Source organism: Acidovorax sp. A79, from assembly GCF_041154505.1.
Taxonomy (GTDB): domain Bacteria; phylum Pseudomonadota; class Gammaproteobacteria; order Burkholderiales; family Burkholderiaceae_C; genus Acidovorax.
This window is the reverse complement of the sequence record NZ_AP028672.1, coordinates 74,155-98,874: the sequence shown is the minus strand read 5'-3', so window position 1 is coordinate 98,874 and position 24,720 is coordinate 74,155. Positions and strand designations below refer to the sequence as shown.

The following is a 24,720-nucleotide window of genomic DNA, read 5'->3' as shown; positions in this document are numbered from 1 at the left end:
CTAGGTTGTGACAACTGGCACGCTTGCCAGGCCGATCACGCAGGAGACAAAGACATGCCTGGTATTTCCGCTCACGTTCGCCTGCGCCCACAGGGCAAGCCGCCAGCTTTTGGCCGCCGCGCCAGCATACTCGCTGACTGACGCGCACCGCTGCCCCGCTCATGACCTACGAGTTCGACTTTGCCAGCGTGCTGGCCAACTGGCCCCAGTTTCTGGAAGGGGCGTGGATGACCATCCTGCTGTCCTTCCCTGCCACCGTGATCGGTTTTGTGGGCGGCACGCTGCTGGCCATTGGCCGGCGCAGCGACCAGCGCTGGCTGGTGCGGGCCTGCGGTGCGTATGTGGAGGTGCTGCGCAACACGCCGCTGCTGGTGCAGGTGTTTCTGGTGTTCTTTGGCCTGGCCAGCCTGGGCTTCAAGGTATCGGCGTTTGCTGCGGCGCTGCTGACGCTGGTGATCAACGTGGCGGCCTACACCTGCGAAATCATGCGGGCGGGCATGGATTCGATCCACAAGGGCCAGATCGAGGCGGCCGAGTGCCTGGGCCTCACGCGCCGGCAGGTGTACTGGCATGTGGTGCTGCGCCCGGCGATGGAGAAGGTGTACCCCGCGCTCACCAGCCAGTTCGTGCTGCTGATGCTGGCCTCGTCCATCACCTCGCAGATCTCGGTGGAGGAACTCACGGCCGTGGCGGCGCGGGTGCAGTCGGAGACCTTCCGCCCGTTTGAGGCTTACATCCTGGTGGCGGTGGCGTATCTGGCGCTGTCGCTGTTAATGCGGCTGGGGCTGTGGGTGTTCGGGCAGATCGTGTTCACGCGCCAACGCAAATTGGGGAGCGCTAAATGATTGACGGTGGATTGAATTCGTACCACCTGCAGTACCTGCTGTTCGGCGCGCTGTGGACCATTGGCCTGTCGCTGATTGCGTTTGTGGGGGGTGGCCTGGCCGGGGGCGTGATTGCGCTGTGCCGCGTCAGCCCGATCAAGGCCGTGCGCTGGGCGACGATTGCGTGGATCCAGATCATCCAGGGCACGCCGCTGCTGGTGGTGCTGTTCCTGTGCTACTTCGGCCTGTCCATTGCGGGCTTGGAGCTGCCCGCCATCGTGGCGGCCAGCGTTGCGATGATTGTTTACGTTAGCGCGTACCTGGGCGAGATCTGGCGCGGGTGCATCGAGTCGGTGCCGCGCACGCAGTGGGAGGCGGCCGAGTGCCTGGCCCTGTCGCGCACCCAGCGCATGCGGCTGGTGGTGCTGCCGCAGGCGGTGCGCATTGCCACGCCGCCCACGGTGGGCTTCATGGTGCAGATCGTCAAGAACACCTCGCTGGCGTCCATCGTGGGGTTCATCGAGCTGGTGCGTGCGGGGCAGCTCATCAACAACTCCATCTTTCAGCCTTTTACCGTGTACCTGCTAATCGCCGTCGTCTACTTTGCGATGTGCTACCCGTTGTCCGTCTGGAGCCGCAAGCTGGAGCAGCGCCAGCAGTTTGGAAACCGTGGCACAGCCACCCCTTCTGTGACCACCGCATGAAACGAGAAGACACCATGAACCTCGCCCGAGACGCTGCCGCGCAACCCACCCAGCCAGCGGCCTCGCCTGCGCAGCCCGTCGTTGAACTAAAGGACGTGCACAAAAGCTTTGGCAGCAACCAGGTGCTCAAGGGCGTGTCGTTTGCCATTCCCAAGGGCCAGGTGGTGGCCATCATCGGTAAGAGCGGCTCGGGCAAGAGCACGGCGCTGCGCTGCATCGACCGGCTGGAGATCATCGACAGCGGCACCATCAATGTCTGCGGCCACGCGGTGCATGACCCGGCCATCGATCTGCGCCAGTTGCGCCAGGACGTGGGCATCGTGTTCCAGAGCTACAACCTGTTCCCGCACTTGACGGTGGAACAGAACATCACCCTGGCCCCCAAGGCCGTGAAGAACCTGCCCACGGCCAAGGCGCGCGAGATTGCCGCCCGCACGCTGCAGCAGGTGGGCCTGGCGGACAAGGCGCAGGCGTACCCCGAGCAGCTCTCGGGCGGGCAGCAGCAGCGCGTGGCGATTGCCCGGTCGCTGGCGATGGAGCCGCAGGTGATGCTGTTCGACGAGGTGACCTCTGCGCTGGACCCGCAGCTCACCGGCGAGGTGCTGCGCGTGATCGAAGCCCTGGCCCAGGGCGGCATGACCATGGTGCTGGTCACGCACGAGATGGAGTTTGCCGCCCGCGTGGCCGACACCATCATCTACATGCACGAGGGCAAGGTCTGGGAGACGGGCCCGGGCGCGATGCTCAAGAACCCGCAGACCGCCGAGCTGCGCGATTTCCTTTCTCACGGGCTCTGAGTTTCCAGGCCTGCCCTTTTCGATTCCCTATTCAAAAACCACCAGGAGACAACACCATGACCGCTTCCCTCATCCTCCGCCGCTCCCTGCTGGCCATCAGCGCCGCCGCCCTGTGCGTGCCCGCCATGGCCGAGCTGGCCGACATCAAGTCCGCCGGCAAGCTGCGCGTGGGCATCGACTTTGGCGCGCCGTTCTACGGCTACGTGGACGAAAAGATGAAGCCCGTGGGCTCGGACGTGGAAGCGGCCGAGCTGCTGGCCAAGGACCTGGGCCTGGCGCTGGAGATCGTGAACACGACCAACTCGTCGCGCATCCCCAACCTGTTGTCGAACAAGGTGGACCTGATCATCTCGTCGCTGTCGATCACGCCCGAGCGCCAGAAGGCGGTGGACTTTTCCATCCCTTACGGCGCCATCCAGGCGGCTGTGGGCGCGCCCAAGAGCATGAAGCTGACCAGCATCGAAGACCTGGCCGGCAAGACCGTGGCCGTGACGCGTGGTGGCCCGCAAGACAAGATCGTGACCGAGCGCGCACCGCAGGCCAAGGTGGTGCGGTTCGACGACGAGTCCGCCTCCATCACCGCAGCCGCCACCGGCCAGGCCGACATCGTGGCCATCACGCCGCCGATCATCGCGGCCATCGCCAAGAAGAACCCGTCGCGCGACTTCGAGACCAAGTTCATCCTGCAGTCGTACCAGCTGGGCGTGGCCATGCGCAAGAACCAGCCCGAGCTGATGGCCGCCGTCAACGGCTGGATCAAGACCAATCTGGCCAACGGCAAGCTGAACGACGTCCATGTGAAGTACGCGGGCGTGCCGATCCCCAAAGAAATCATCGACGGCGCCAAGTAAGTAAATAAAGCAAGCCTGCAACCCTGGGCGGCGCCTGATGGGCCCCGCCCGGCTGCGCCCTGCCCTGACGCATCACCACCAAAGGAAATTCTTATGAGCCGTCATTTCGGCGCCATCCGCCAACTTGGCTATGTGGTCCACGACATCGAAGCCGCCATGGACTACTGGAGCAAGACCCTGGGCGTGGGCCCCTGGTTCTACAACCCGAAGGTTCCGATCAAGAACTACGTCTACAAGGGCGAGCGCTACGAGCCGCACAACTCGGTGGCGCTGGCCAACTCGGGCTATGTGCAGGTGGAGCTGATCCAGACGCGCAACGACGTGCCGTCGATGTACCGCGACTTTCTGCAGGCCGGGCGCACCGGGCTGCAGCACGTGGCCTACTGGACGAGCGACTACGACGCCGACCTGGCGCGTTTGACTGCCCAGGGCTTCAAGACGGTGATGAGCGGCGAGGTGGGCGAAAAGGGCCGCTTTGTCTACTTCGACACCGAGTACCACCCGGGCACGGTGATCGAGCTGTCGGAAGTGGCGGGCCCCAAGGGCCGCATGTTCGACCTGATCCGTGCGGAGTCGGAAACGTGGGACGGGACGACGGACCCGGTGCGGCCGTTCCCGGATCTCTCCAAGATCTGATGAAGGCCTGAAGAAGGTCTGAGTTTCAAGCCAAATTAGCCCCTAGCGCTTGTCCCATAAGCGCTAGCAGCTATCAAAACAGTAGTATCACCTTGACCATGTCCCCAGACCGCTTTGAAGCCACCTACCTGATCGAGACCCCGCTGGACCCCGCCCATGTGGCCGAAGTGCTGGCGGGCGAACAATCGTGTGGCACCTTCACCCGGGTGGAGGGCGAGACCGACGCGTTGCGCGAACGTGCGCGCGCCACGGTCGAGTCCGTCGAGCTGCTGGACGTGGCGCCCGTCCCTTCGCTGCCCAACGGCTGGATGCAGCGGCGCGGCATGTTTGACACACCGCAGAACTGGCAGCGCGCCCGGCTGCGCGTGAGCTTTCCGTGCGACAACATCGGCCCCAACCTGCCCACGCTGGCCGCCACGGTGTCGGGCAATCTGTACGACCTGGGCGAAGTCACCGGCCTGCGGCTGGAGTCGATGAAACTGCCGCGCGCCTACCGCGAACAGTTCGACATGCCTCGCCACGGCATCGCCGGCACCCGCGCGCTGACCGGTGTGCAGGGTCGCCCGCTGATCGGCACCATCATCAAACCCAACGTGGGTTTGTCGGCCGAAGAAACCGGCGACCTGGCCGGCCGCCTGTGCGCTGCGGGGGTGGACTTCATCAAGGACGACGAGGTCTGCGCCAACCCGGTTCACGCGCCGCTGGCCGACCGCGTCAAGGCCGTGATGCGCCGAGTGCGCGCCCACCAGGACAAGACCGGCAAGCTGGTGATGGTGGCCTTCAACATCACCGACGAGACCGACGCCATGCGCCGCCATGCCGACCTGATCGCCGCCGAAGGCGGAAGCTGCGTGATGGTCAGCCTGAACTGGTGCGGCTACTCCGCCGTGCAAACCCTGCGCCGCCACACGCCGCTGGCGCTGCACGGCCACCGCAACGGTTACGGCGCGCTGTCGCGCCACCCGCTGCTGGGCTTTTCGTTCAACGCCTGGCAGACGCTGTGGCGCCTGGCGGGCGTGGACCATATGCATGTGCACGGTCTGCAGGGCAAGTTCTCGCAGACCGACGAGGAAGTGATCGAGTCGGCCCACGACACGCTGGCCCCGCTGTGTGATGGGCTGGACGACCGCGTGTTGCCCGCCTTCTCCAACGGCCAGTGGGCCGGCACCGTGCCCGCCACGTGGGACAGCATCCAGTCCAACGACCTGCTGTTCATGTCTGGCGGCGGCATTCTGGCGCACCCGGACGGCCCCGCTGCGGGCGTGGCCAGCCTGCAGCAGGCCTGGGACGCGGTGCAAAAGGGCGAGACCCTGGCCCAGCGCGCCACCCACGCATCCGAGCTGCGCCGGGCCATCGAATTCTTCGGCAAGAAATAAACGATGACGACGACGGCCCCTCTGTACGGCTGGTACGGCGACGACTTCACAGGCGCCACCGACACGCTGGCCGTGCTGGCCCAGGCCGGGCTGCGGTCGATGCTGTTCATGGGCGTGCCCAGCGCCGAGGCCCTGGCCGCCGCCGGGCCGCTGGATGCGGTGGGCATTGCTGGTGCCGCGCGCGCCATGCCTCCAGAGGCCATGCGGGCCGAGATGTCGGCTGTAGGCCGCTTCTTCGAAAAGCTGGCGCCGCCGGTGCTGCACTACAAGGTGTGCTCCACCTTCGACAGCGCCCCGCATGTCGGCAACATCGCTTGCGGCATTCAGACCCTGCACCCGTTCGTGAACAACCGCTGGGTGCCCATCGTGGGCGGGCAGCCGAGCCTGGGGCGCTACTGCGCGTTCAGCAACCTGTTCGCTGCGGCGGGCACGGGCGGCGCCGTGCACCGCATCGACCGGCATCCCACCATGCGCCGGCACCCGGTCACACCCATGGGTGAGGCCGATCTCCGGCTCCATCTGGCGCACCAGGGGCTGGATGGCATCACCGCCCTGCACTACCCGCTGTACGACTCCCCCGACGCCCTGGACGCTGCACTGCAGGCCTTGCTGGCGCATGGCGCAGCGTCCCATGCCATGGCGCCGACCTTGCTGGACCTGACCACGCCCGGCCAGCTGGCCACCGTGGGCCGCCTGCTGTGGCAGCAGTCCCAACACGCCCGGTTGCTGGCCGTGGGCTCCAGCGCCGTGGCCCAGGCGCTGGTCGCCCACTGGGGCAAGCCGGCGTCCACGGCCGCTGCGCCGCTGGCGCCCGCCGACGGGCCGGTGTTGGCCTGGGCGGGCAGCTTGTCCCCCCTGACCGCCGCGCAGGTGCAGGCCGCCACCGCATACCACCGCATCGCAGTGGACGCTCAACGGCTGTGCAGTGATACGGGCTACGCCCAGGGTCTGCGAGACGCCATCTGCGCCGGGCTGCAGAACGGAGAGAACGTGCTGGCCTTCACCGGTCCCACGGACGGCGCGCCGCTGGCCGCTGCGGCCTCTTCCACCGATGTCGCCCAGGCCAGCGCCGATCTGATCGCCCGCGTGGTGCAAGCCCGCGCAGAACGCGGCGCGCCCCTGCGCCGCATCGGCATCGCCGGCGGTGACACGTCCAGCCACGCAGTCCAGGCGCTGCAGTTGTGGGGGCTGTCGTACAAGACCACGGTCTGCCCCGGGGTCACGCTGAGCAGCGCACACAGTTCAGAACCGTCGCGCCAAGGGCTCGAGTTGATGCTCAAGGGCGGGCAGATGGGTGGAACGGATCTGTTCGAAAGGCTGCTCGGCACTGCCTGACGGAGACATCCAGGCGATAAAAAGCCCGCGCATGGCGGGCTCCTTATGGAAAGGCTTAGCGGCAAGCAAGCCTGCCGCTATTCCTTTAAACGCGTGGAACGGGAGTTCCTGAGTTCACGCACAGCGCCAGGTTCAGCGCCTTGATGGCCGTCTTGTAGTCCTCGCGCTCGATCACGAACTGCATGTTCACCTGCCGCAGAGTCTGGGACACGCAGTTCACGTTGACCCGCGCATCGGCCAGCGCCTGTGCTGCCTTGGCCAGCACGCCAGGGATGCCGATGTTGGAGCCGATGGTGCACACGATGGCGCTGGGCTTGATTGTCACGATCTGGTAGTCCTCCTGCAGCTCCGCCACCAGTTCGGGGGTGACCTGGTTGTCCCACACCAGGTGGGCGATGGAGTTGGCGTTGGTCGCCTTCAGGATGTAGCTCACATCGTGCTTGCAGAACACGTTCATCAGGCCCGCATCAAAGCCCACCGTGCCCACCATGCTGGGGTCGTGGATCTCGATCAGCGTGACCTTGTCGGTGCCGGTCACGATCTCCACACGCGCGCGCTCACCCACGAAGTCCTTGGTGATCAGCGTGCCGGGGTGGTCGGGCTCAAACGTGTTCTTCAGGCGGATCGGGATGCCGGCCAGTTCCATGGGCTTGGCGGCCTTGGGGTGGATGGCTTCCATGCCCACGTCGGCCAGCTGATCGGCCACGTCGTAGTTGGTGGCGCCCACCACGATGGCGTTTTCCAGGCCCACGAGGTTGGGGTCGGCGGACGACAGGTGGAATTCCTTGTGGATCACGGCCTCGGCGGGGCGCACTTCCACGGCGATCTTGCTGAACGTGACCTCGGAATAGCCGCGGTCAAACTCGCGCATGATGCCTTCGGTGCCCTTGGTGTAGCCGGTGGCCACCACCACCTTGTCGCTCAGGTCCAGACCCTTGAAGCTTTGCGCGATGCGCTCGTCAATGGTCCAGGCTTCGTTGTCGTCAAAACCGGCCAGGTCCATCAGGATGGCGTTGACGCCACTGGCCTTGAGGATCTCGACCGAGTTGAACGCGCTGTGCGACTCGCCAATGGAGGCCAGCACCTCGCGCGCGGCCAGAAGCACATCCTTGCGGCTCAAGTAGCCGCTGGCCAGCACGTGCTGCATGGCGTTCAGGTACTCACGCGCCTGGCCAATACGCTGGTCGATGAAGGCGTCGGCCACATCCAGCGGCAGGCCCAGGTCGGCGTAGCCCGCGTTCAGCTTTTTCAGGCTGGCGGCCAGCTGGGTCAGGGCGTCCTGGTAGCCCTTGCCCTCTGCAAACAGGGCATAGATGCCGCGCTCGCCCGTCTTCTTGTGCTCCAGCAACTGGTTCGTCACGCCCGAGTAGGCGGACACCACATAGATCCGGCCATAGATGCGCTTGGGATCGTGCAGCATGATGTGGCGCAGCACATCGCCAAAGGCGGTCATGGAAGTGCCGCCGATTTTCTCGACAGAGATCTTGGAGGAGTTGACGTCTGACATGGACAAGCTCAGAGGAGCAAAAAGGATTGGGAGGCCGGGCGGATGTCCTGCCCCATGGGTAGCGGCAGAAAACTCTCTATTTTCCACCACTTTTGTCGGGGTACCCTGGCGCAGGCATTGTGGCTGGGGCACATGCAGCGTCGCGTTGGCGCGGCTTCTGTGTATGGGGGGCCGCCTGGCATGGCCCGCGCAGGACCCTGTGGTCAAGCCCGTATCAAGATCGGGTCATGTTTCCCGCCACGAGGGGCGGTGCTGCCAATGCATCTTCGGCTGCCAGACCCCACTGGTCCCAGTCCTCGCCAAACAGCTCCGCCGGGTGCTGGGTGCGGTCCGAACCGTTGCCACAGCGCATGGCTTTGGCCGGACAGTACAGATCGCAGCCCCAGCACACCCGCTCGGGGTGAGCGGGTGCCTTGGGGAACCTTTTGGCAGCGGCCATGGGGCGCTCAGGTGGGCTGGCGACTGCTGCCGTCGGATCGTCAGATCACTTCTTCTGCGGCGGCACGTCGGTGCACGAGCCGTGTGCAATCTCCGCCGCCATGCCGATGCTCTCGCCCAACGTGGGGTGCGGGTGGATGGTCTTGCCGATGTCCACCGCGTCGGCGCCCATCTCGATGGCCAGCGCAATCTCGCCGATCATGTCGCCCGCATGCGTGCCGACCATGCCGCCGCCGAGGATCTTGCCGTGGCCATGGGCTTCGGGCGAGTCGTCGAACAGCAGTTTGGTGACGCCTTCGTCGCGGCCGTTGGCAATGGCGCGGCCGGAGGCCGTCCAGGGGAACAGGCCCTTCTTGACCTTGATGCCTTGCGCCTTGGCCTGGTCTTCGGTCAGGCCCACCCATGCCACCTCGGGGTCGGTGTAGGCCACGCTGGGGATCACGCGGGCGTTGAAGGCGGCGGATGCCAGCTCCTTGTTGCCCTGCAGTTCACCGGCGATGACCTCGGCCGCCACATGCGCCTCATGCACCGCCTTGTGCGCCAGCATGGGCTGGCCCACGATGTCACCGATGGCGAAGATGTGCGGCACATTGGTGCGCATCTGGATGTCGACGTTGATGAAGCCACGGTCCGTCACGGCCACGCCAGCTTTTTCAGCAGCGATCTTCTTGCCGTTGGGCGTGCGGCCCACGGCCTGCAGGACCAGGTCGTACACCTGCGGCGCGGGCGCGGTGCCGCCCTCTTCCGCTGCGGCAAACGTCACCTCGATGCCTTCGGGCGTGGCCTTGGCGCCCACCGTCTTGGTCTTGAGCATGATGTTGTCAAAACGCTTGGCATTCATCTTCTGCCAGATCTTGACGAGGTCGCGGTCGGCGCCCTGCATCAGGCCGTCCATCATTTCGACCACATCCAGGCGCGCGCCCAGCGTGCTGTACACCGTGCCCATTTCGAGGCCGATGATGCCGCCGCCCAGGATGAGCATGCGCTTGGGGACTTCCTTGAGCGCCAGGGCTCCGGTGGAGTCGACAACGCGGGGATCGTCGGGCATGAAGGGCAGGCGCACGGCCTGGCTGCCGGCGGCGATGATGGCGTTCTTGAAGGCGATGACCTTCTTGGTGCCGGTCTTTTCCTGCGCCGTGCCGGTGGTTTCTTCCACTTCGAGGTGGTTGGCGCCGACGAAGCTGCCATAGCCGCGCACGGTGGTGACCTTGCGCATCTTGGCCATGGCGGCCAGGCCGCCGGTCAGCTTGCCGATGACTTTTTCCTTGTGGCCGCGCAGCTTGTCGATGTCGAGCGAGGGCTCGCCGAAGCTCACGCCCAGGTCGGCCATGTGGCTGACTTCGTCCATGACGGCCGCCACGTGCAGCAGCGCCTTGGAAGGGATGCAGCCCACGTTCAGGCACACGCCACCCAGGGTGGCGTAGCGCTCGACGATGATGACCTTGAGGCCCAGGTCGGCCGCGCGGAAGGCAGCCGAATAACCGCCAGGGCCGCCGCCGAGCACGAGCACGTCGCAGTCCAGATCGGCAGTTCCGCCGAAGCTGGGCGCTTCGATTTTAGGAGCTGCTGGCGCTTGCGTGGCGGGCGCTGGAGCCGATTTTTGTTCAGATACAGCAGGTGCTGCAGCAGGCGCAGGCGCCTGCGCGGCAGACGCCGCATCCGACGTTTCGAGCGTGAGCACCACCGAGCCTTCGGCGATCTTGTCGCCGAGCTTCACTTTCAGCTCCTTCACCACGCCGGCGTGGCTGGACGGGATCTCCATGGAGGCCTTGTCGGACTCCACGGTGATCAGGCTCTGCTCGGCCTTGATGGTGTCGCCGGGTTTGACGAGCACTTCGATGATGGCCACTTCGGCGAAGTCGCCGATGTCGGGCACCTTGATGTCGATGATTGCCATGGTGTGTCTTGCCCTTTCGTTACATCACGATGCGGCGGAAGTCCGCCAGCAGCGAGGCAAAGTACACGTTGAAGCGCGCAGCGCTGGCGCCGTCGATCACGCGGTGGTCCCAACTCAGGCTCAAAGGCAGCATGAGGCGCGGCGCGAACTGCTTGCCGTCCCATTTAGGCTCCAGGCTGCTCTTGCACACGCCCATGATGGCGACTTCAGGAGCGTTGATGATGGGCGTGAAGTAGCGCCCGCCAATGCCGCCCAGCGAGCTGATGGAGAAGCAGCCGCCGGTCATGTCGGCCGGGCCGAGCTTGCCGTCGCGGGCCTTCTTGGCCAGGTCGCCCATCTCTTGCGAGATCTGCACGATGCCCTTCTTGTCGGCGTCGCGGATGACGGGCACGACGAGGCCGTTGGGCGTGTCGGCCGCGAAGCCGATGTGGAAGTAGTTCTTGAGCACCAGCTGGTCGCCGTCAAGCGAGCTGTTGAACTCGGGGAACCTCTTGAGCGCGGCCACGGCGGCCTTGATCATGAAGGCGAGCATGGTGACCTTGACGCCACTCTTCTCGTTTTCCTTGTTGAACTGCACGCGGAAGGCTTCGAGGTCGGTGATGTCCGCGTCGTCGTGGTTGGTGACGTGCGGGATGACGACCCAGTTGCGGTGCAGGTTGGCACCGCTGATCTTCTTGATGCGCGAGAGGTCCTTGCGCTCCACGGGGCCGAACTTGGTGAAGTCCACCTTGGGCCAGGGCAGCAGGTCCAGGCCCACGCCGGAACCGCCCGCCGCTGCCGGCGCCTTGGCAGCCTGCGCCTTGGTCTGGGCGGCACCCGCCATTACCTGCTTGGTGAAGGACTGCACATCGTCCTGCGTGATTCGGCCCTTGGGGCCAGTGCCCTTCACCTCGTCGATGGGCACACCCAGCTCGCGGGCGAACTTGCGCACGGACGGGCTGGCGTGGGGCAGGCCCACGGTGGGCGTGCCGGGCTGGTGGGCGGGCACGGAGGCCGTGGCGGCGACCGGTGCAGCGGCTGCAGCAACCGGTGCGGGGGCGGCAACAGGCGCAGCAGCGGGAGCCGCCGCCGACGCTGCGGGTGCTGCAGCTGCAGCAGGCGCACTGCCCGCCACGCCTTCCAGCAGGGCCACGAGGTCGCCGATGTTGACGGTGTCGCCGATCTTGACCTTGAGCTCCTTGAGCACGCCGGCGGCGGGCGAAGGGATCTCCATGGAGGCCTTGTCGGATTCGACGGTGAACAGCGACTGCTCGACCTTGATGGTGTCACCCACCTTGACCAGCAGTTCAATGACGGCCACGTCCTTGAAGTCGCCGATGTCGGGCACGCGCACTTCCACCGGGCCCGCAGCCGCAGGGGCTGCGGCGGGCGCAGCCGGCGCAGGCGCGGCTGCGGCCACGGGGGCTGCAGCCGGGGCGGCCGCGGGGGCTGCAGCCGGGGCGGCCGCGGGTGCAGGTGCCGCCGCCGGGGCTGCGGCCGCAGCGCCCGCGTCGGCGGCTTCCACCACGGCGATCACGGAGCCCTGCTTGACCTTGTCGCCCAGGGCGATCTTGAGTTCCTTGACCACGCCTGCGTGGCTGGATGGAATCTCCATGGAGGCCTTGTCGGACTCCACGGTGATGAGCGACTGCTCGGCCTTGACCGTGTCGCCCACCTTGACCAGCAGTTCGATCACGCCCACTTCGTCGAAATCCCCGATGTCCGGGACTTGAATGTCTACCAATGCCATTGTTGTCTCCGTTCGGTTTATGCGTAGAGCGGGTTGACCTTGTCGGCCTGGATGTTGTACTTGGCAATCGCCTCGGCCACCTTGGTGGCGGGCAGCAGGCCGTCTTCGCTCAGCGCCTTGAGTGCAGCGACCACGATGTAGTGGCGGTTGATCTCGAAGTGCTCGCGCAGCTTGCTGCGGAAGTCACTGCGGCCAAAGCCGTCGGTGCCCAGCACCTTGTAGGTGCGGCCCTTGGGGATGAAGGGGCGGATCTGCTCGGCATAGGCCTTCATGTAGTCGGTGGATGCGACCACGGGGCCTTGCGATGCGGACAGTTGCTGCGTGACGAACGGCACCTTGGGCGCTTCGGTCGGGTGCAGCAGGCTCCAGCGCTCGGCGTTCTGGCCGTCGCGGGTCAGTTCGTTGAAGCTCGGGCAGCTCCACACCGAGGCGGCCACGCCCCAGTCCTTTTCGAGCAGCTCCTGTGCAAAGAACGATTCGCGCAGGATGGTGCCGCTGCCCAGCAGTTGCACCGTGGGCGCATCCTTGGGCAGTGCGGGCGCCTGCTTGCACAGGTACATGCCCTTGATGATCTGCTCCTCGGTGCCGGGCTGCAGGCCGGGCATGGGGTAGTTTTCGTTCAGCAGCGTCAGGTAGTAGAAGACGTTCTCCTGGCGCTCGACCATGCGCTTCATGCCGTCGTGCATGATCACCGCGACTTCGTGCGCGAAGGTCGGGTCGTAGCTCACGCAGTTGGGGATGGTGTTGGCCAGGATGTGGCTGTGGCCGTCTTCATGCTGCAGGCCTTCGCCGTTGAGCGTGGTGCGGCCCGAGGTGCCGCCCAAGAGGAAGCCACGCGCCTGCATGTCGCCCGCCGCCCAGGCCAGGTCGCCGATGCGCTGGAAGCCGAACATGGAGTAGTACACGTAGAACGGGATCATGATCCGGTTGTTCGTGCTGTAGCTGGTGGCCGCCGCGATCCAGCTGCTCATGCCGCCGGCTTCGTTGATGCCTTCCTGCAGGATCTGGCCGGCCTTGTCTTCCTTGTAGTACATGACCTGGTCCTTGTCGACCGGGGTGTACTGCTGGCCTGCGGGGTTGTAGATGCCGATCTGGCGGAACAGGCCTTCCATGCCGAAGGTGCGGGCCTCGTCCACCAGGATGGGCACCACGCGCGGGCCCAGGGCCTGGTCGCGCAGCAGCTGGGTGAGGAAGCGCACGTAAGCCTGCGTGGTGGAGATTTCGCGGCCTTCGGGCGTGGCTTCCAGGATGGCCTTGAAGGTGTCCAGCGCGGGCACGGTGAAGCTCTCGTCGGCTTTCACGCGGCGGTGCGGCAGGTACCCGCCCAGGGCCTTGCGGCGCTCGTGCAGGTACTTCATTTCCGGGGTGTCGTCGGCCGGCTTGTAGAAAGGCAGCTCGGCGAGCTGGCTGTCCGGGACGGGGATGTTGAAGCGGTCGCGGAAGGCCTTGATGTCTTCGTCGCTGAGCTTCTTCGTCTGGTGGACGGTGTTCTTGCCCTCGCCGATCTTACCCATGCCAAAACCCTTCACGGTCTTGACCAGCAGGACGGAGGGCTGGCCGCCGTGGTTCTGCGCGGCATGGAATGCGGCATAGACCTTTTGCGAATCATGGCCGCCGCGCTGCAGGTTCCATATCTCGTCGTCGGTCATGTGCTCGACCATCTTCAGGGTGCGCGGGTCGCGGCCGAAGAAGTTCTTGCGCACGTAGGCACCGTCGTTGGCCTTCATGGCCTGGTAGTCGCCATCGTTGGTTTCCATCATGAGCTTGCGCAGCGCGCCGTCCTTGTCGGCGGCCAGCAGCGCATCCCAGCCCTTGCCCCAGATCAGCTTGATGACGTTCCAGCCAGCACCACGGAACTCGCCTTCGAGCTCCTGGATGATCTTGCCGTTGCCACGCACGGGGCCGTCCAGGCGCTGCAGGTTGCAGTTGATGACGAACACCAGGTTGTCGAGCTTCTCGCGCGCGGCCAGGCCGATGGCGCCCAGGGATTCAACCTCGTCCATTTCGCCGTCGCCGCAGAACACCCAGACCTTGCGGTTCTCGGTGTTGGCGATGCCACGGGCGTGCAGGTACTTGAGGAAACGCGCCTGGTAGATGGCCATCAGCGGGCCCAGGCCCATGGACACGGTGGGGAACTGCCAGAACTCGGGCATGAGCTTGGGGTGCGGGTAGCTCGACAGGCCCTTGCCGTCCACTTCCTGGCGGAAATTGAGCAGCTGGTCTTCGGAGAGGCGGCCTTCGAGGTAGGCGCGGGCATAGATGCCGGGGGATACGTGGCCCTGGATGTAGAGCAGGTCACCGCCGTGGTTCTCGCTCTCGGCGTGCCAGAAATGGTTGAAGCCGGCGCCGAACATGCTGGCCAGCGAGGCAAAGGAGCCGATGTGGCCGCCCAGGTCGCCGCCTTCGGGCGGATGGTGGCGGTTGGCCTTGACGACCATGGCCATGGCGTTCCAGCGCATGTAGGCGCGCAGGCGCTGTTCGATTTCGAGGTTGCCGGGGCTGCGTGCCTCCTGGCCGGGCTCGATGGTGTTCACGTAGCCGGTGTTGGCCGAGAACGGCAGGTCCACGCTGTTCTGGCGGGCATGTTCCAGCAATTGCTCCAGCAGGTAGTGGGCGCGCTCGGCCCCCTCCTTGTCGATGACGGCGGACAGCGCATCCATCCACTCACGGGTTTCCTGCTGGTCGGTGTCGGTGGCGGGCGCGGCGCCGTTTCCGGCCTGGGGGTCGGGCTGAGCTGACATGCTTTGTCTCCTGTAGGTGTGGCAGCAATTTAGTACGTTGGCTCTAGTTTCGCATATTTTTTGATAATTTCAAATGGTGCTTATGCATTTCACATTACAAGAAAATGCTGCAAACGCACATTGACCCGCCGTCCCGACACCGGGCATCGCCTCCCCTACACTTGGAACATGGACTCCCTGCCCCCCACGTCTTCCCCCACCGCCATGGTCGTGGCCGCGCCCGCCCGCTGGTGGCGCAAGTGGTGGCGCGGGTTGTCGCCCACCCGGCAGGACCGGTTCGCGGCCCTGGCGCCGCTGGCCGCCGTGCTGATGTTTCTCGCGGCCATCGTGGCCGCGTTCTGGTATTTGCGCGCCGAGGAGGCCGAGCGCGAGCAGGAAGCCCTGCGGCGCGATGTGGAATATGCGCAACAGCGCGTGCGGCTGCGGCTGCTGGAGCGGCAGGAACAGCTCATGCGCATCGCGCGCGACCTGTCCAACCAGGAGCTGGAGCGCACGGAATTCGTGAGCCGCGCCGAAACCCTGATCAGCCAGTATCCCGAGCTGCAGGCCATCACCTGGATCGACGAGCGCCGCCGCATCCGCGCCAGCCACGCGGCCCCCACGCTGGCCAGCAGCGAACTGCGCATCGCGGGCGAAGTGCTCAAGCCGGGCGACACCGCCGACACCTTCGGGCTGGCGCGCGACCTGCAGCAGCCGGTGTACGCCCAGCCAGCCGCCACCTCGGGCGACTCGACGCCGCTGCTGCAGCTGCAGGTGCCCTTGAACAACCAGGGCAAGTTCAGCGGCGTGGTGCTGGGCGAATACTCCATCGACAGCCTGCTGCGCTATGGCACGCCCACCGAAGTGCTGGCGCGCTATGCCGTCACGCTGCTGGACGGCAAGAACCAGGTTCTGGCGGGCACCCCCCTGGGCCCGCGCAACACCGCCACCCAGCTCCTGCCCTGGACGCCCCGCGCCAATGAATACGAGGTGCCCGTGTCGCCCGTGGGCAACGGGCTGGTGCTCAAGGCCCAGGCCTACCGCACCTCGCTGGGCGTGGTCGGCAGCGGGCTTTTCTGGCTGGTGGGCACGCTCTCCGCCATGACGGCATGGATGCTGATCGCCACCTGGCGCCACACCCGCCGCCGCATGCAGGCACAGCAGGCCCTGGTGGCCGAGACGAATTTCCGCCGCGCGATGGAGAACTCCATCCTCACCGGCATGCGTGCGCTGGACATGGAAGGCCGCATCACCTATGTGAACGCCGCCTTCTGCCAGATGACCGGCTGGAGCGAGGCAGAACTCGTGGGCCTGAAGGCGCCCTTCCCTTACTGGCCCGACTCCGACCACGAAGCCCTGCACGCCAAGCTGCGCGACGAGCTGTCCGGCAAGACCATCGTGGGCGGCTTTCAGGTGCGGGTGCGGCGCAAGAGCGGCACCTTGTTCGATGCCCGCCTGTATGTCTCGCCTCTGATCGATGCGCACGGCCAGCAAACGGGCTGGATGACGTCGATGACCGACATCACCGAGCCCAACCGCATCCGCGAGCAGCTCTCGGCATCGCACGAACGCTTCACCATCGTGCTCGAATCGCTGGACGCGTCGGTGTCGGTGGCCCCGCTGGGCAGCGAAGAGCTGCTGTTCGCCAACAAGCTCTACCGCCAATGGTTCGGCTCGCAGACCGGCGGGCATCTGCAGCTGGTCGCCCAGGCCGGCGTGGTGCCCGTGGCGGGCACCGACCACCGGGGCATGGACGACGAGGACGGCCTCATGGGCCTGCCGACCGACCCGCTGACCAGCGCCCGCACCGAGAATGCCGAGATTTACCTGCCCGACCTGGGCAAATGGCTGGAAGTGCGCTCGCGCTACCTCAACTGGGTGGACGGGCGCCTGGCCCAGATGGTGATCGCCACCGACATCACCCCCCGCCGCCAGGCCGAGGAGCAGGCGGCGCGCCAGGCCGAGCGCGCGCAGTCGGTGAGCCGCCTCATCACCATGGGCGAAATGGCCTCCAGCGTGGCGCACGAGCTCAACCAGCCGCTCACGGCCATCAACAACTACTGCAGCGGCATGGTCTCGCGCATCCAGAGCGGCCAGCTCACCGAGGAGGCGCTCCTCACGGCGCTGCAGAAGACGGCCCACCAGGCGCAGCGCGCGGGCCAGATCATCCAGCGCATCCGCGCCTTCGTGAAGAAGAGCGAGCCCAACCGCACCCTGGCCGACGTGCACTCGATGGTCAACGAAGCCGTGGAGCTGGCCGACATCGAGCTGCGCCGCCACAACGTGCGCCTCACGCATTACGTAGCCGCCCGCCTGCCGCCCGTGATGGCCGACACCATCCTGATCGAACAGGTGCTGGTCAACCTCATGAAGAACGGCGCCGAGGCCATCCAGCACGCCAGCCGCCCCCCGTCCGGGCGCAGCGTGGAGCTGCGCGTCGTGCCCAAGCACATCGAGGACCGCGAGGTGGTGGAGTTCTCCGTGCAGGACACCGGCAAGGGCCTGGCGCCCGAGGTGCTCGAACGGCTGTTCGAAGCCTTCTTCTCCACCAAGGAAGAAGGCATGGGCATGGGCCTCAATCTGTGCCGCAGCATCGTCGAGTCGCACCAGGGCCGGATGCAGGCGGAGAACCTCTACAATGGATCGGAGGTCACAGGCTGCAGGTTCTCCTTCTGGCTGCCGCTTGCCAAGCCTGCTGATGCCACTACAAATTCTGTAGCACACGTACGAAACCCAAGGACAATTGCATGAGCTTGATTCCGAAAAAAGGCACTGTTTACGTTGTAGACGACGACGAAGCAGTTCGCGATTCCCTGCAGTGGCTGCTGGAAGGCAAGGACTACCGGGTGCGTTGCTTTGATTCGGCCGAAACGTTTCTGTCGCGCTACGACCCGCGCGAGGTGGCCTGCCTGATCGTGGACATCCGCATGGGCGGCATGACGGGCCTGGAGCTGCAGGACCGCCTCATCGAGCGCAAGTCGCCCCTGCCCATCGTGTTCATCACCGGCCACGGCGACGTGCCGATGGCGGTGAACACCATGAAGAAGGGCGCGCTCGACTTCATCCAGAAGCCCTTTGACGAGGAAGAACTGGTCGGATTGGTTGAGCGCATGCTGGACCACGCCCGCGAGGCCTTCGCGGGCTACCAGCAGGCCGCCAGCCGCGATGCCCTGCTGTCCAAGCTCACCAGCCGCGAAGCGCAGGTTCTGGAGCGCATCGTCGCCGGCCGCCTGAACAAGCAGATCGCGGACGATCTGGGCATCAGCATCAAGACGGTGGAGGCGCACCGCGCCAACATCATGGAAAAGCTCAACGCCAACACCGTGGCCGACCTGCTCAAGATCGCGCTGGGCCAGAACGCGCCCAAGGCGTAATACTATTTTTTTGATAGCTGCTCGCGCTTTCCAATAAAGCGCCAGAGCCCGATTTGACGGATATTTTTTGACATGACCGCCCAACTCATCGACGGCAACGCCCTTTCCCGCCAACTGCGCGCCGACGTGGCGCAACGCGCCGCCGCCCTGAAGGCCCGGGGCACCACGCCCGGGCTGGCGGTGGTCCTGGTGGGCGACAACCCCGCCAGCCAGGTGTACGTGCGCAACAAGGTCAAGGCCTGCGAAGACGGCGGCCTGCATTCCGTCCTTGAAAAATACGAGGCCGACATGACCGAGGCCGCCTTGCTGGCCCGCGTGGAAGCCCTCAACAACGACCCCGCCATCCACGGCATCCTGGTGCAACTGCCCCTGCCCCGGCACATTGACGCGCAGAAGGTGATCGAGGCCATCTCGCCCGCCAAGGACGTGGACGGCTTCCACATCGCCAGCGCCGGGGCCCTGATGACCGGCATGCCCGGCTTCTGGCCCTGCACGCCCTATGGCTGCATGAAGATGCTGGAGAGCATCGGCTACGACCTCAAGGGCAAACACGCCGTGGTCATCGGTCGCAGCAACATCGTGGGCAAGCCGATGGCGCTGATGCTGCTGGGCCAGAACGCCACCGTCACCATCTGCCACAGCGCCACGCAGGGCCTCAAGGCGCAAACCCTCCAGGCCGACGTGATCGTGGCGGCGGTCGGCAAACGCAATGTGCTGACCGCCGACATGGTCAAGCCCGGCGCCGTGGTGATCGACGTGGGCATGAACCGCAACGACGAAGGCAAGCTCTGCGGCGACGTGGACTTCGACGGCGTCAAGGAAGTGGCCGGCTGGATCACCCCCGTGCCTGGCGGGGTCGGCCCCATGACCATTACCATGCTGCTGGTGAACACCATCGAAGCCGCCGAACGCACCGCAGGGCACTGACCCAGGGGGTTTCCTGCCGTCGGCGCCGGCCGCTTTGCAACTTGAACCTGCGCCATCTGGCGCCATCTAATTTCGCATGAGCAACGCCCTCCTCGACTTCTCGGACCTTCCCCATTTCGACCGCATCGCTCCGCAGGACGTGGCCCCTGCCGTCGACGTCCTGCTGGAGCGCGCCAACGCGGCGCTGGAAACAGTCACCGCACCGGACTTTCCGGCGCGCTGGGACGCGATCGCCAAGGTACTGGACGTGGCGACCGAGCAGCTGGGAACCGCGTGGGGCAGCGTCAGCCACCTCAACAGCGTGGCCGACACGCCGGAACTGCGCGCGGCCTACAATGCCGCCCTGCCACGGGTGACGGAGTTCTGGACCCGCCTGGGTGCCGATGAACGCCTGTATGCCAAGTACAAGGCCATCGACCCTGCCACCCTGACGGGCGAGCAGCGGCAAGCCCACCGCAATGCCGTGCGCAATTTCGTGCTCAGCGGCGCGGAGCTGACGGGTTCCGTCAAGGAGCGCTTCGCGCAGATCCAGGAACGCCAGGCCGAGCTGAGCCAGAAGTTCAGCGAGAACGCCCTTGATGCCACGGATGCATACGCCTACTACGCGAGCGCCGAGGAACTCGACGGCATTCCCGCCGATGTGCAGCAGGCCGCGCGGGCGGCGGCGCAGGCCGACGGCAAGGACGGCTACAAGCTCACGCTCAAGATGCCCTGCTACCTGCCGGTGATGCAATTCGCCACCCGCAGCGATCTGCGCGAGAAGCTCTACCGCGCCTACGTCACCCGCGCTTCCGACCAGGCCGAGGGCGATGCGCGCAAATTCGACAACACGGCGCTGATCAGCGAGATCCTGGCACTGCGCCGCGAAGAAGCCCAATTGCTGGGCTATGCCAATTTCGGCGAAGTCTCCGTCGTGCCCAAGATGGCCCAGTCGCCGGACCAGGTGATCGGGTTCCTGCGCGACCTGGCGCGCCGCGCCCGCCCCTATGCCGAGAAGGACGTCGCCGACCTGCGTGCGTTCGCGGCCGAGAAGCTGTCGTTGACCGACCCGCAGGCCTGGGACTGGCCCTACGTCTCCGAGAAGCTCAAGGAGGCGCGCTATGCCTTCAGCGAGCAGGAAGTCAAGAAGTACTTCACGGCGCCCAAGGTGCTGGCGGGCCTGTTCAAGATCATCGAAACCCTGTTCGAGGTGTCCATCCGCCGCGACAGCGCGCCGGTGTGGAATCCCGCCGTGGAGTTCTACCGCATCGAGCGCGGCAATACGCTGGTGGGCCAGTTCTATCTGGACCAGCCCGCCCGCACGGGCAAACGCGGCGGCGCCTGGATGGACGACGTGCGCACCCGCTGGCTGCGCCCCGACACCGGCGTGCTGCAGACCCCCGTGGCGCACCTGGTGTGCAACTTCGCCAGCGGCGTGGACGGCAAGCCGCCGCTGCTCACGCACGACGACGTGATCACCCTTTTCCATGAGTTCGGCCACGGCCTGCACCACATGCTGACCCAGGTGAACGAGCGCGACGTCTCGGGCATCGGCGGCGTGGAATGGGATGCGGTCGAACTGCCCAGCCAGTTCATGGAGAACTTCTGCTGGGAGTGGGACGTGCTCAAGCACATGACGGCCCACGTGGACACGGGCGAACCCCTGCCCCGCGCGCTGTTCGACAAGATGATCGCCGCCAAGAACTTCCAGAGCGGCATGCAGACGCTGCGCCAGATCGAGTTCTCGCTGTTCGACATGCTGCTGCACACCGAGCACGACCCGGCACAGGACATCATGCCGCTGCTCGACCAGGTGCGCCGCGAGGTGGCCGTGCTGCAGCCGCCGGCCTTCAGCCGCACGGCCCACACCTTCAGCCACATCTTCGCGGGCGGCTACGCCGCCGGCTACTACAGCTACAAGTGGGCCGAGGTGCTGAGCGCCGATGCCTATGCGGCCTTCGAAGAAACGGCCGGCAGCGATGGGCTGCCCAGCACCGAAACGGGCCGCCGCTACCGCGAGGCCATCCTGGAGGCCGGCGGCAGCCGCCCCGCGATGGAGTCCTTCAAGGCCTTCCGGGGCCGCGAGCCCAGCCTGGATGCCCTGCTGCGCCACCAGGGCATGGCCGAAGAGTCGACGACCTGACCGAATCCATGGCGCCGAGGGCAGTTTGCACTGCGCCCGGGGCCAACGATCGATCCTGTATGGAGTGAGAAAAATGAAGATGCACAATCCGCTGACCACCCCCCTGCTGGCATCCTTGCTGATGGTGCTGGCCAGCGCCAGCGTCCAGGCGCAAGGCGTCTACCGGATCGTTGGCCCGGATGGCAAGGTGACGTTTTCGGACCGCCCGCCGGCCGACGCCAGCGCCCAGCCCGCGCGGGCAGCCGCTGCGCCGCCTGCAGCGGCCAACGCCGCGCTGCCGTACGATCTGCGCCAGACCGCCAGCCGCTTTCCCGTCACGCTCTATACGGGCAACGATTGCCCGCCGTGCACCTCCGCGCGCAATCTGCTCACGTCGCGCGGCATACCGTTCACCGAGCGCACCGTGTCCAGCAACGAGGACATCGCAGCACTGCAGCGCCTGAGCGGCAACTCCAGCCTGCCCTTTGGCACCATCGGCGGCCAGCAGCTCGCGGGTTTTTCTGAAGGGGAATGGACGCAGTACCTGGATGCTGCAGGCTATCCCAAGCAATCGCAGCTGCCCGGCAACTACCGCCAGCCTGCCCCCACCCCTCTGGTGGCCATCAAGGCCGTGGAACCTGCAACAGCAGCGGCTGCAGCGTCGGCCCCGGCGTCCGCAGTACCCAGGGTGCGCCCCCCGGCTCCGGCCAATGAGGGGCCGTCGCCCAGCAATCCGGCGGGCATCAGATTCTGAGCGTCCCTCTCCCAGGGAACGGGCGGCCGGCGGCCGCCAGGACAAAGGGGCCTTTTCAGGCCCCTTTGTCCATTCCGCGGACATGCGTCCGTGCCCGCCGCCAGGCCCCGGGCTCAATAAGTGAGCGTCTTCACCCCTTGCGCCGTGCCCAGCAGGCAGACCGATGCTTTCTGGTGGGCAAAGACACCCACCGTCACCACGCCCGGCCACTGGTTGATGTCGGACTCGAACGCCAGCGGGTCCGTGATCGAGAGCCCCCGGACGTCCAGGATGTGTTGGCCGTTGTCGGTCACCAGGGGCTGGCCATCCCGCAGCCGCAGCTGCGCCTGGCCGCCCATCGCCGCAAAACGCCGCGCTATGTGGTTGGCGGCCATCGGAATCACCTCGACGGGCAAAGGAAACTGCCCCAGCGCCTGAACCAGCTTGGATTCGTCGGCGATGCACACGAAACGGCTGGCCAGCGCTGCGACGATCTTCTCGCGCGTCAGCGCCGCGCCGCCTCCCTTGACCATGTGGCCCTTGCCGTCGATTTCGTCGGCACCATCGATATAGACCGAAAGGGCCTGGACTTCGTTGGCATCGAACACCGCAATGCCCAGCGCCTTCAGGCGCTCGGTGCTGGCCACGGAGCTCGATACCGCCCCCTTGATCTGGTCCTTGATGGTGGCCAGCGCGTCGATGAACTTGTTGACGGTGGAGCCGGTACCCACCCCCACAATCTCGCCGGGCACCACATATTGCAGCGCGGCCTGGCCTACCAGGGTCTTGAGTTCATCTTGGGTCAGGGAGGTGGAGGTCGTCATGGGAGAAAATCAGGGGGAAACCTTGAATTATCCCCTCATGTCCCTGATCCCCTACGCCCTCACCCGCCCCTTTCTCTTCGGCCTGGATGCCGAGACCGCCCACGAGCTCACCATGGACATGCTGGCGCGCGGACAGCGCACGCCATTGCAATGGGCCTGGTGCAATGAAACCGTGGACGACCCTGTCGAATTGGCGGGCCTGACGTTTCCCAACCGCGTCGGCATGGCGGCGGGGCTGGACAAGAACGCCCGCTGCATCGACGCACTGGGCGCCATGGGCTTCGGCTTCGTGGAAGTGGGCACCGTGACACCCAAGGCGCAGCCCGGCAACCCCAAGCCCCGCATGTTCCGCCTGCCCGAAGCACGCGCGCTCATCAATCGCCTGGGTTTCAACAACGAAGGGCTGGATGCGTTCCTGCACAACGTGCAGCAGGCCCGCTTTCGCTCGCAGAGCCGCAAACACCCCCTGCTGCTGGGCCTGAATATCGGCAAGAACGCCACGACCCCGATCGAGAACGCCACCAGTGACTACCTGGCCTGCCTGGACGGCGTGTACCCGCACGCGGACTACGTCACGGTCAACATCAGCTCGCCCAACACCCAGAACCTGCGCGCGCTGCAGAGCGATGCGGCGCTGGACGCGCTGCTGGGCGCGATCGCCGAGCGCCGAGAAGCCCTGGCGGCGCGGCACGCGCGGCGCGTACCGGTGTTCGTGAAGATTGCCCCGGATCTCGATGAAGCCCAGGTGTCCGTGATCGCCTCCACGCTGCAGCGCCATGGCATGGACGGCGTGATCGCCACCAACACCACCATCAGCCGCGCGGCCGTGCAGGGTTTGCGCCACGCGCAGGAAACCGGCGGGCTCAGCGGCGCCCCGGTGCTGGAAGCCAGCAACCAGGTGATACGCCAGCTGCGCGCGGCCCTGGGCAGCCGTTTTCCCATCATTGGCGTGGGTGGCATCATGAGCGCCGAGGATGCGGTGGGCAAGGTCCGCGCCGGCGCCGATGTGGTGCAGATCTACACCGGGCTGATCTACGAAGGCCCCGCGCTGGTGGCGAAGGCCGCGAAGGCCATCAAGGCCATGGGCTGAGCCACGGCACGCCGCCCGCGCGCCAGGCCCCCAAAAAAAGAGCCGCCCATCTGGGCGGCTCTTTTGCCGTGGGACAGAACGCAGGCTCCTGCCGGCCGCCCGGCCAGGCCGGTCAGCGCCGCAGTCGCATCAGCATGGGCAGCAGCACGCCGGCCCACCGAATCAGTCGGCGCGGCCCGGCCACGACGGCGACGCCGGCCATGGCCGCCACCGCCAGGGGGTGTTCCCGGGCGAATCCCGCGGCGCGCAGCACCAGGGACTCGTCCAGGCCGCCGTCACCCTGTTCCCGCTGCGCCAATGCCAGCGACTGTGCCCGGGCCGCCCTGCGGGCGCGCAAGCGTTCGCGCTGCATGGCGATCCGGTCCAGCACGCGCTGCTGGGCCATGGTGGGCTCGAGAACCACGGCTTGCGGGGCAGTGGTCGATGGGTTCGTCGCAGCCATTACAAACGCTCCTTGATGTCACGCCAGTCCTGCGCCAGCTCGCGCCGCGTAAGGGCAAAGCCCTGGCCCGCCTTCTGCACGACGGAAACCAGCGACATGAGCGTGGCGGCCCAGCCGACAGTCCAGACGGCTGCCACGAGCCAGGCCACCAGGGTGCGCTGGGGGGTGTCCCAGAAATGCACCAGCACCGCCAGCGAGAGCATGATCAAGGCCACCACGGTGAGCCCCGCCACCACAATGGTCAGCACCAGCATCTGCTGCAGGCGCTGCTTCTGATCCTGCCACTCCAGGCGTGCGAGGTCCATGCGGTCTTCCGCCGCGATGGCGCCTTCGATCACGTTGGCGCGCCAGCGGGCCACCAGGGCCTCCAGCCCCAGGAGGGAAAGCCAGTTCATGTGCAGCCTCTGCGTTGTGC

The 24,720-nt window shown here is 66.1% G+C and carries 21 protein-coding genes; 13 read left to right on the top strand and 8 right to left on the bottom strand.

Annotated features, from left to right (window positions below; translation table 11 throughout):
* The first annotated feature begins 161 nt into the window (after positions 1 to 161).
* From ACAM51_RS00485 to ACAM51_RS00455, 7 genes are all read left to right on the top strand, one after another.
* Positions 162 to 845 (top strand): amino acid ABC transporter permease, encoded by a 684-nt coding sequence (locus ACAM51_RS00485; RefSeq protein WP_121506463.1) that lies wholly within the window; start codon positions 162 to 164, stop codon positions 843 to 845.
* Positions 842 to 1,528, top strand: coding sequence for an amino acid ABC transporter permease (locus ACAM51_RS00480; RefSeq protein ID WP_369642413.1), 687 nt, complete (start codon positions 842 to 844; stop codon positions 1,526 to 1,528). Before ACAM51_RS00485 ends, ACAM51_RS00480 begins: the two co-directional genes overlap by 4 nt.
* Positions 1,529 to 1,542: 14 nt before the next feature.
* Complete coding sequence (locus ACAM51_RS00475; RefSeq protein WP_369642412.1) at positions 1,543 to 2,325, top strand: amino acid ABC transporter ATP-binding protein; 783 nt, start codon at positions 1,543 to 1,545, stop codon at positions 2,323 to 2,325.
* Positions 2,326 to 2,381: 56 nt separating this feature from the next.
* Positions 2,382 to 3,176 (top strand): transporter substrate-binding domain-containing protein, encoded by a 795-nt coding sequence (locus ACAM51_RS00470; protein WP_369642411.1) that lies wholly within the window; start codon positions 2,382 to 2,384, stop codon positions 3,174 to 3,176.
* Between the two features lie 93 nt (positions 3,177 to 3,269).
* Complete coding sequence (locus ACAM51_RS00465) at positions 3,270 to 3,812, top strand: VOC family protein (RefSeq protein ID WP_121420116.1); 543 nt, start codon at positions 3,270 to 3,272, stop codon at positions 3,810 to 3,812.
* 98 nt (positions 3,813 to 3,910) lie between these two features.
* Positions 3,911 to 5,188, top strand: coding sequence for a ribulose-bisphosphate carboxylase large subunit family protein (locus ACAM51_RS00460; protein ID WP_369643901.1), 1,278 nt, complete (start codon positions 3,911 to 3,913; stop codon positions 5,186 to 5,188).
* Positions 5,189 to 5,191: 3 nt separating this feature from the next.
* On the top strand, positions 5,192 to 6,523 hold the full coding sequence (locus tag ACAM51_RS00455) for a four-carbon acid sugar kinase family protein (RefSeq protein WP_369642410.1): 1,332 nt from the start codon (positions 5,192 to 5,194) through the stop codon (positions 6,521 to 6,523).
* 85 nt (positions 6,524 to 6,608) lie between these two features.
* On the opposite strand, the gene ACAM51_RS00450 is transcribed toward ACAM51_RS00455, so the two are convergent.
* The 5 genes from ACAM51_RS00450 to aceE all read right to left on the bottom strand — a co-directional run bounded on the left by ACAM51_RS00450 (position 6,609) and on the right by aceE (position 14,835).
* Positions 6,609 to 8,030, bottom strand: a complete 1,422-nt coding sequence (locus ACAM51_RS00450; RefSeq protein WP_369642409.1) for an aspartate kinase — start codon at positions 8,028 to 8,030, stop codon at positions 6,609 to 6,611.
* Positions 8,031 to 8,244: 214 nt separating this feature from the next.
* Positions 8,245 to 8,469 carry a DUF3079 domain-containing protein gene (locus tag ACAM51_RS00445; RefSeq protein ID WP_369642408.1) on the bottom strand — a complete coding sequence of 75 codons (225 nt, stop codon included), beginning with the start codon at positions 8,467 to 8,469 and terminating at the stop codon, positions 8,245 to 8,247.
* Positions 8,470 to 8,514: 45 nt separating this feature from the next.
* Positions 8,515 to 10,365, bottom strand: coding sequence for a dihydrolipoyl dehydrogenase (gene lpdA, locus ACAM51_RS00440; RefSeq protein ID WP_369642407.1), 1,851 nt, complete (start codon positions 10,363 to 10,365; stop codon positions 8,515 to 8,517).
* A gap of 19 nt (positions 10,366 to 10,384) precedes the next feature.
* Positions 10,385 to 12,094, bottom strand: a complete 1,710-nt coding sequence (aceF, locus tag ACAM51_RS00435; protein ID WP_369642406.1) for a dihydrolipoyllysine-residue acetyltransferase — start codon at positions 12,092 to 12,094, stop codon at positions 10,385 to 10,387.
* A 17-nt stretch (positions 12,095 to 12,111) separates the two neighbouring features.
* Positions 12,112 to 14,835 (bottom strand): pyruvate dehydrogenase (acetyl-transferring), homodimeric type, encoded by a 2,724-nt coding sequence (aceE, locus tag ACAM51_RS00430; protein WP_369642405.1) that lies wholly within the window; start codon positions 14,833 to 14,835, stop codon positions 12,112 to 12,114.
* 168 nt (positions 14,836 to 15,003) lie between these two features.
* On the opposite strand from aceE, the gene ACAM51_RS00425 reads away from it, so the two are divergent.
* The 5 genes from ACAM51_RS00425 to ACAM51_RS00405 all read left to right on the top strand — a co-directional run bounded on the left by ACAM51_RS00425 (position 15,004) and on the right by ACAM51_RS00405 (position 21,970).
* Positions 15,004 to 17,565 (top strand): PAS domain S-box protein, encoded by a 2,562-nt coding sequence (locus tag ACAM51_RS00425; RefSeq protein ID WP_218295104.1) that lies wholly within the window; start codon positions 15,004 to 15,006, stop codon positions 17,563 to 17,565.
* Positions 17,562 to 18,188, top strand: coding sequence for a response regulator transcription factor (locus ACAM51_RS00420; RefSeq protein WP_218295105.1), 627 nt, complete (start codon positions 17,562 to 17,564; stop codon positions 18,186 to 18,188). Before ACAM51_RS00425 ends, ACAM51_RS00420 begins: the two co-directional genes overlap by 4 nt.
* A 72-nt stretch (positions 18,189 to 18,260) precedes the next feature.
* Positions 18,261 to 19,115, top strand: a complete 855-nt coding sequence (gene folD / locus ACAM51_RS00415; RefSeq protein ID WP_369642404.1) for a bifunctional methylenetetrahydrofolate dehydrogenase/methenyltetrahydrofolate cyclohydrolase FolD — start codon at positions 18,261 to 18,263, stop codon at positions 19,113 to 19,115.
* Between the two features lie 76 nt (positions 19,116 to 19,191).
* Positions 19,192 to 21,237: a M3 family metallopeptidase gene (locus ACAM51_RS00410; protein WP_369642403.1), complete on the top strand. Its 2,046-nt coding sequence runs from the start codon at positions 19,192 to 19,194 to the stop codon at positions 21,235 to 21,237.
* Positions 21,238 to 21,310: 73 nt separating this feature from the next.
* The gene (locus ACAM51_RS00405; protein ID WP_369642402.1) at positions 21,311 to 21,970 is read left to right on the top strand and encodes a glutaredoxin domain-containing protein; all 660 of its coding nucleotides are present in this window, start codon (positions 21,311 to 21,313) and stop codon (positions 21,968 to 21,970) included.
* Between the two features lie 113 nt (positions 21,971 to 22,083).
* Here the strand turns inward: ACAM51_RS00405 and rpiA are convergent, their stop codons facing one another.
* Entirely contained in the window at positions 22,084 to 22,773 is a 690-nt protein-coding gene (gene rpiA / locus ACAM51_RS00400; RefSeq protein WP_218338650.1) for a ribose-5-phosphate isomerase RpiA, read from the bottom strand.
* A 37-nt stretch (positions 22,774 to 22,810) separates the two neighbouring features.
* Here rpiA and ACAM51_RS00395 point away from each other — a divergent pair, with 37 nt between their 5' ends.
* Positions 22,811 to 23,863: a quinone-dependent dihydroorotate dehydrogenase gene (locus ACAM51_RS00395; RefSeq protein WP_218338651.1), complete on the top strand. Its 1,053-nt coding sequence runs from the start codon at positions 22,811 to 22,813 to the stop codon at positions 23,861 to 23,863.
* Positions 23,864 to 23,975: 112 nt separating this feature from the next.
* Here the strand turns inward: ACAM51_RS00395 and ACAM51_RS00390 are convergent, their stop codons facing one another.
* Together ACAM51_RS00390 and ACAM51_RS00385 are read right to left on the bottom strand one after the other, a co-directional pair.
* On the bottom strand, positions 23,976 to 24,305 hold the full coding sequence (locus tag ACAM51_RS00390; RefSeq protein ID WP_369642401.1) for a hypothetical protein: 330 nt from the start codon (positions 24,303 to 24,305) through the stop codon (positions 23,976 to 23,978).
* Entirely contained in the window at positions 24,305 to 24,700 is a 396-nt protein-coding gene (locus ACAM51_RS00385; protein WP_218295112.1) for a phage holin family protein, read from the bottom strand. The genes ACAM51_RS00390 and ACAM51_RS00385 overlap by 1 nt, the downstream gene beginning before the upstream one ends.
* Positions 24,701 to 24,720: the final 20 nt, after the last annotated feature.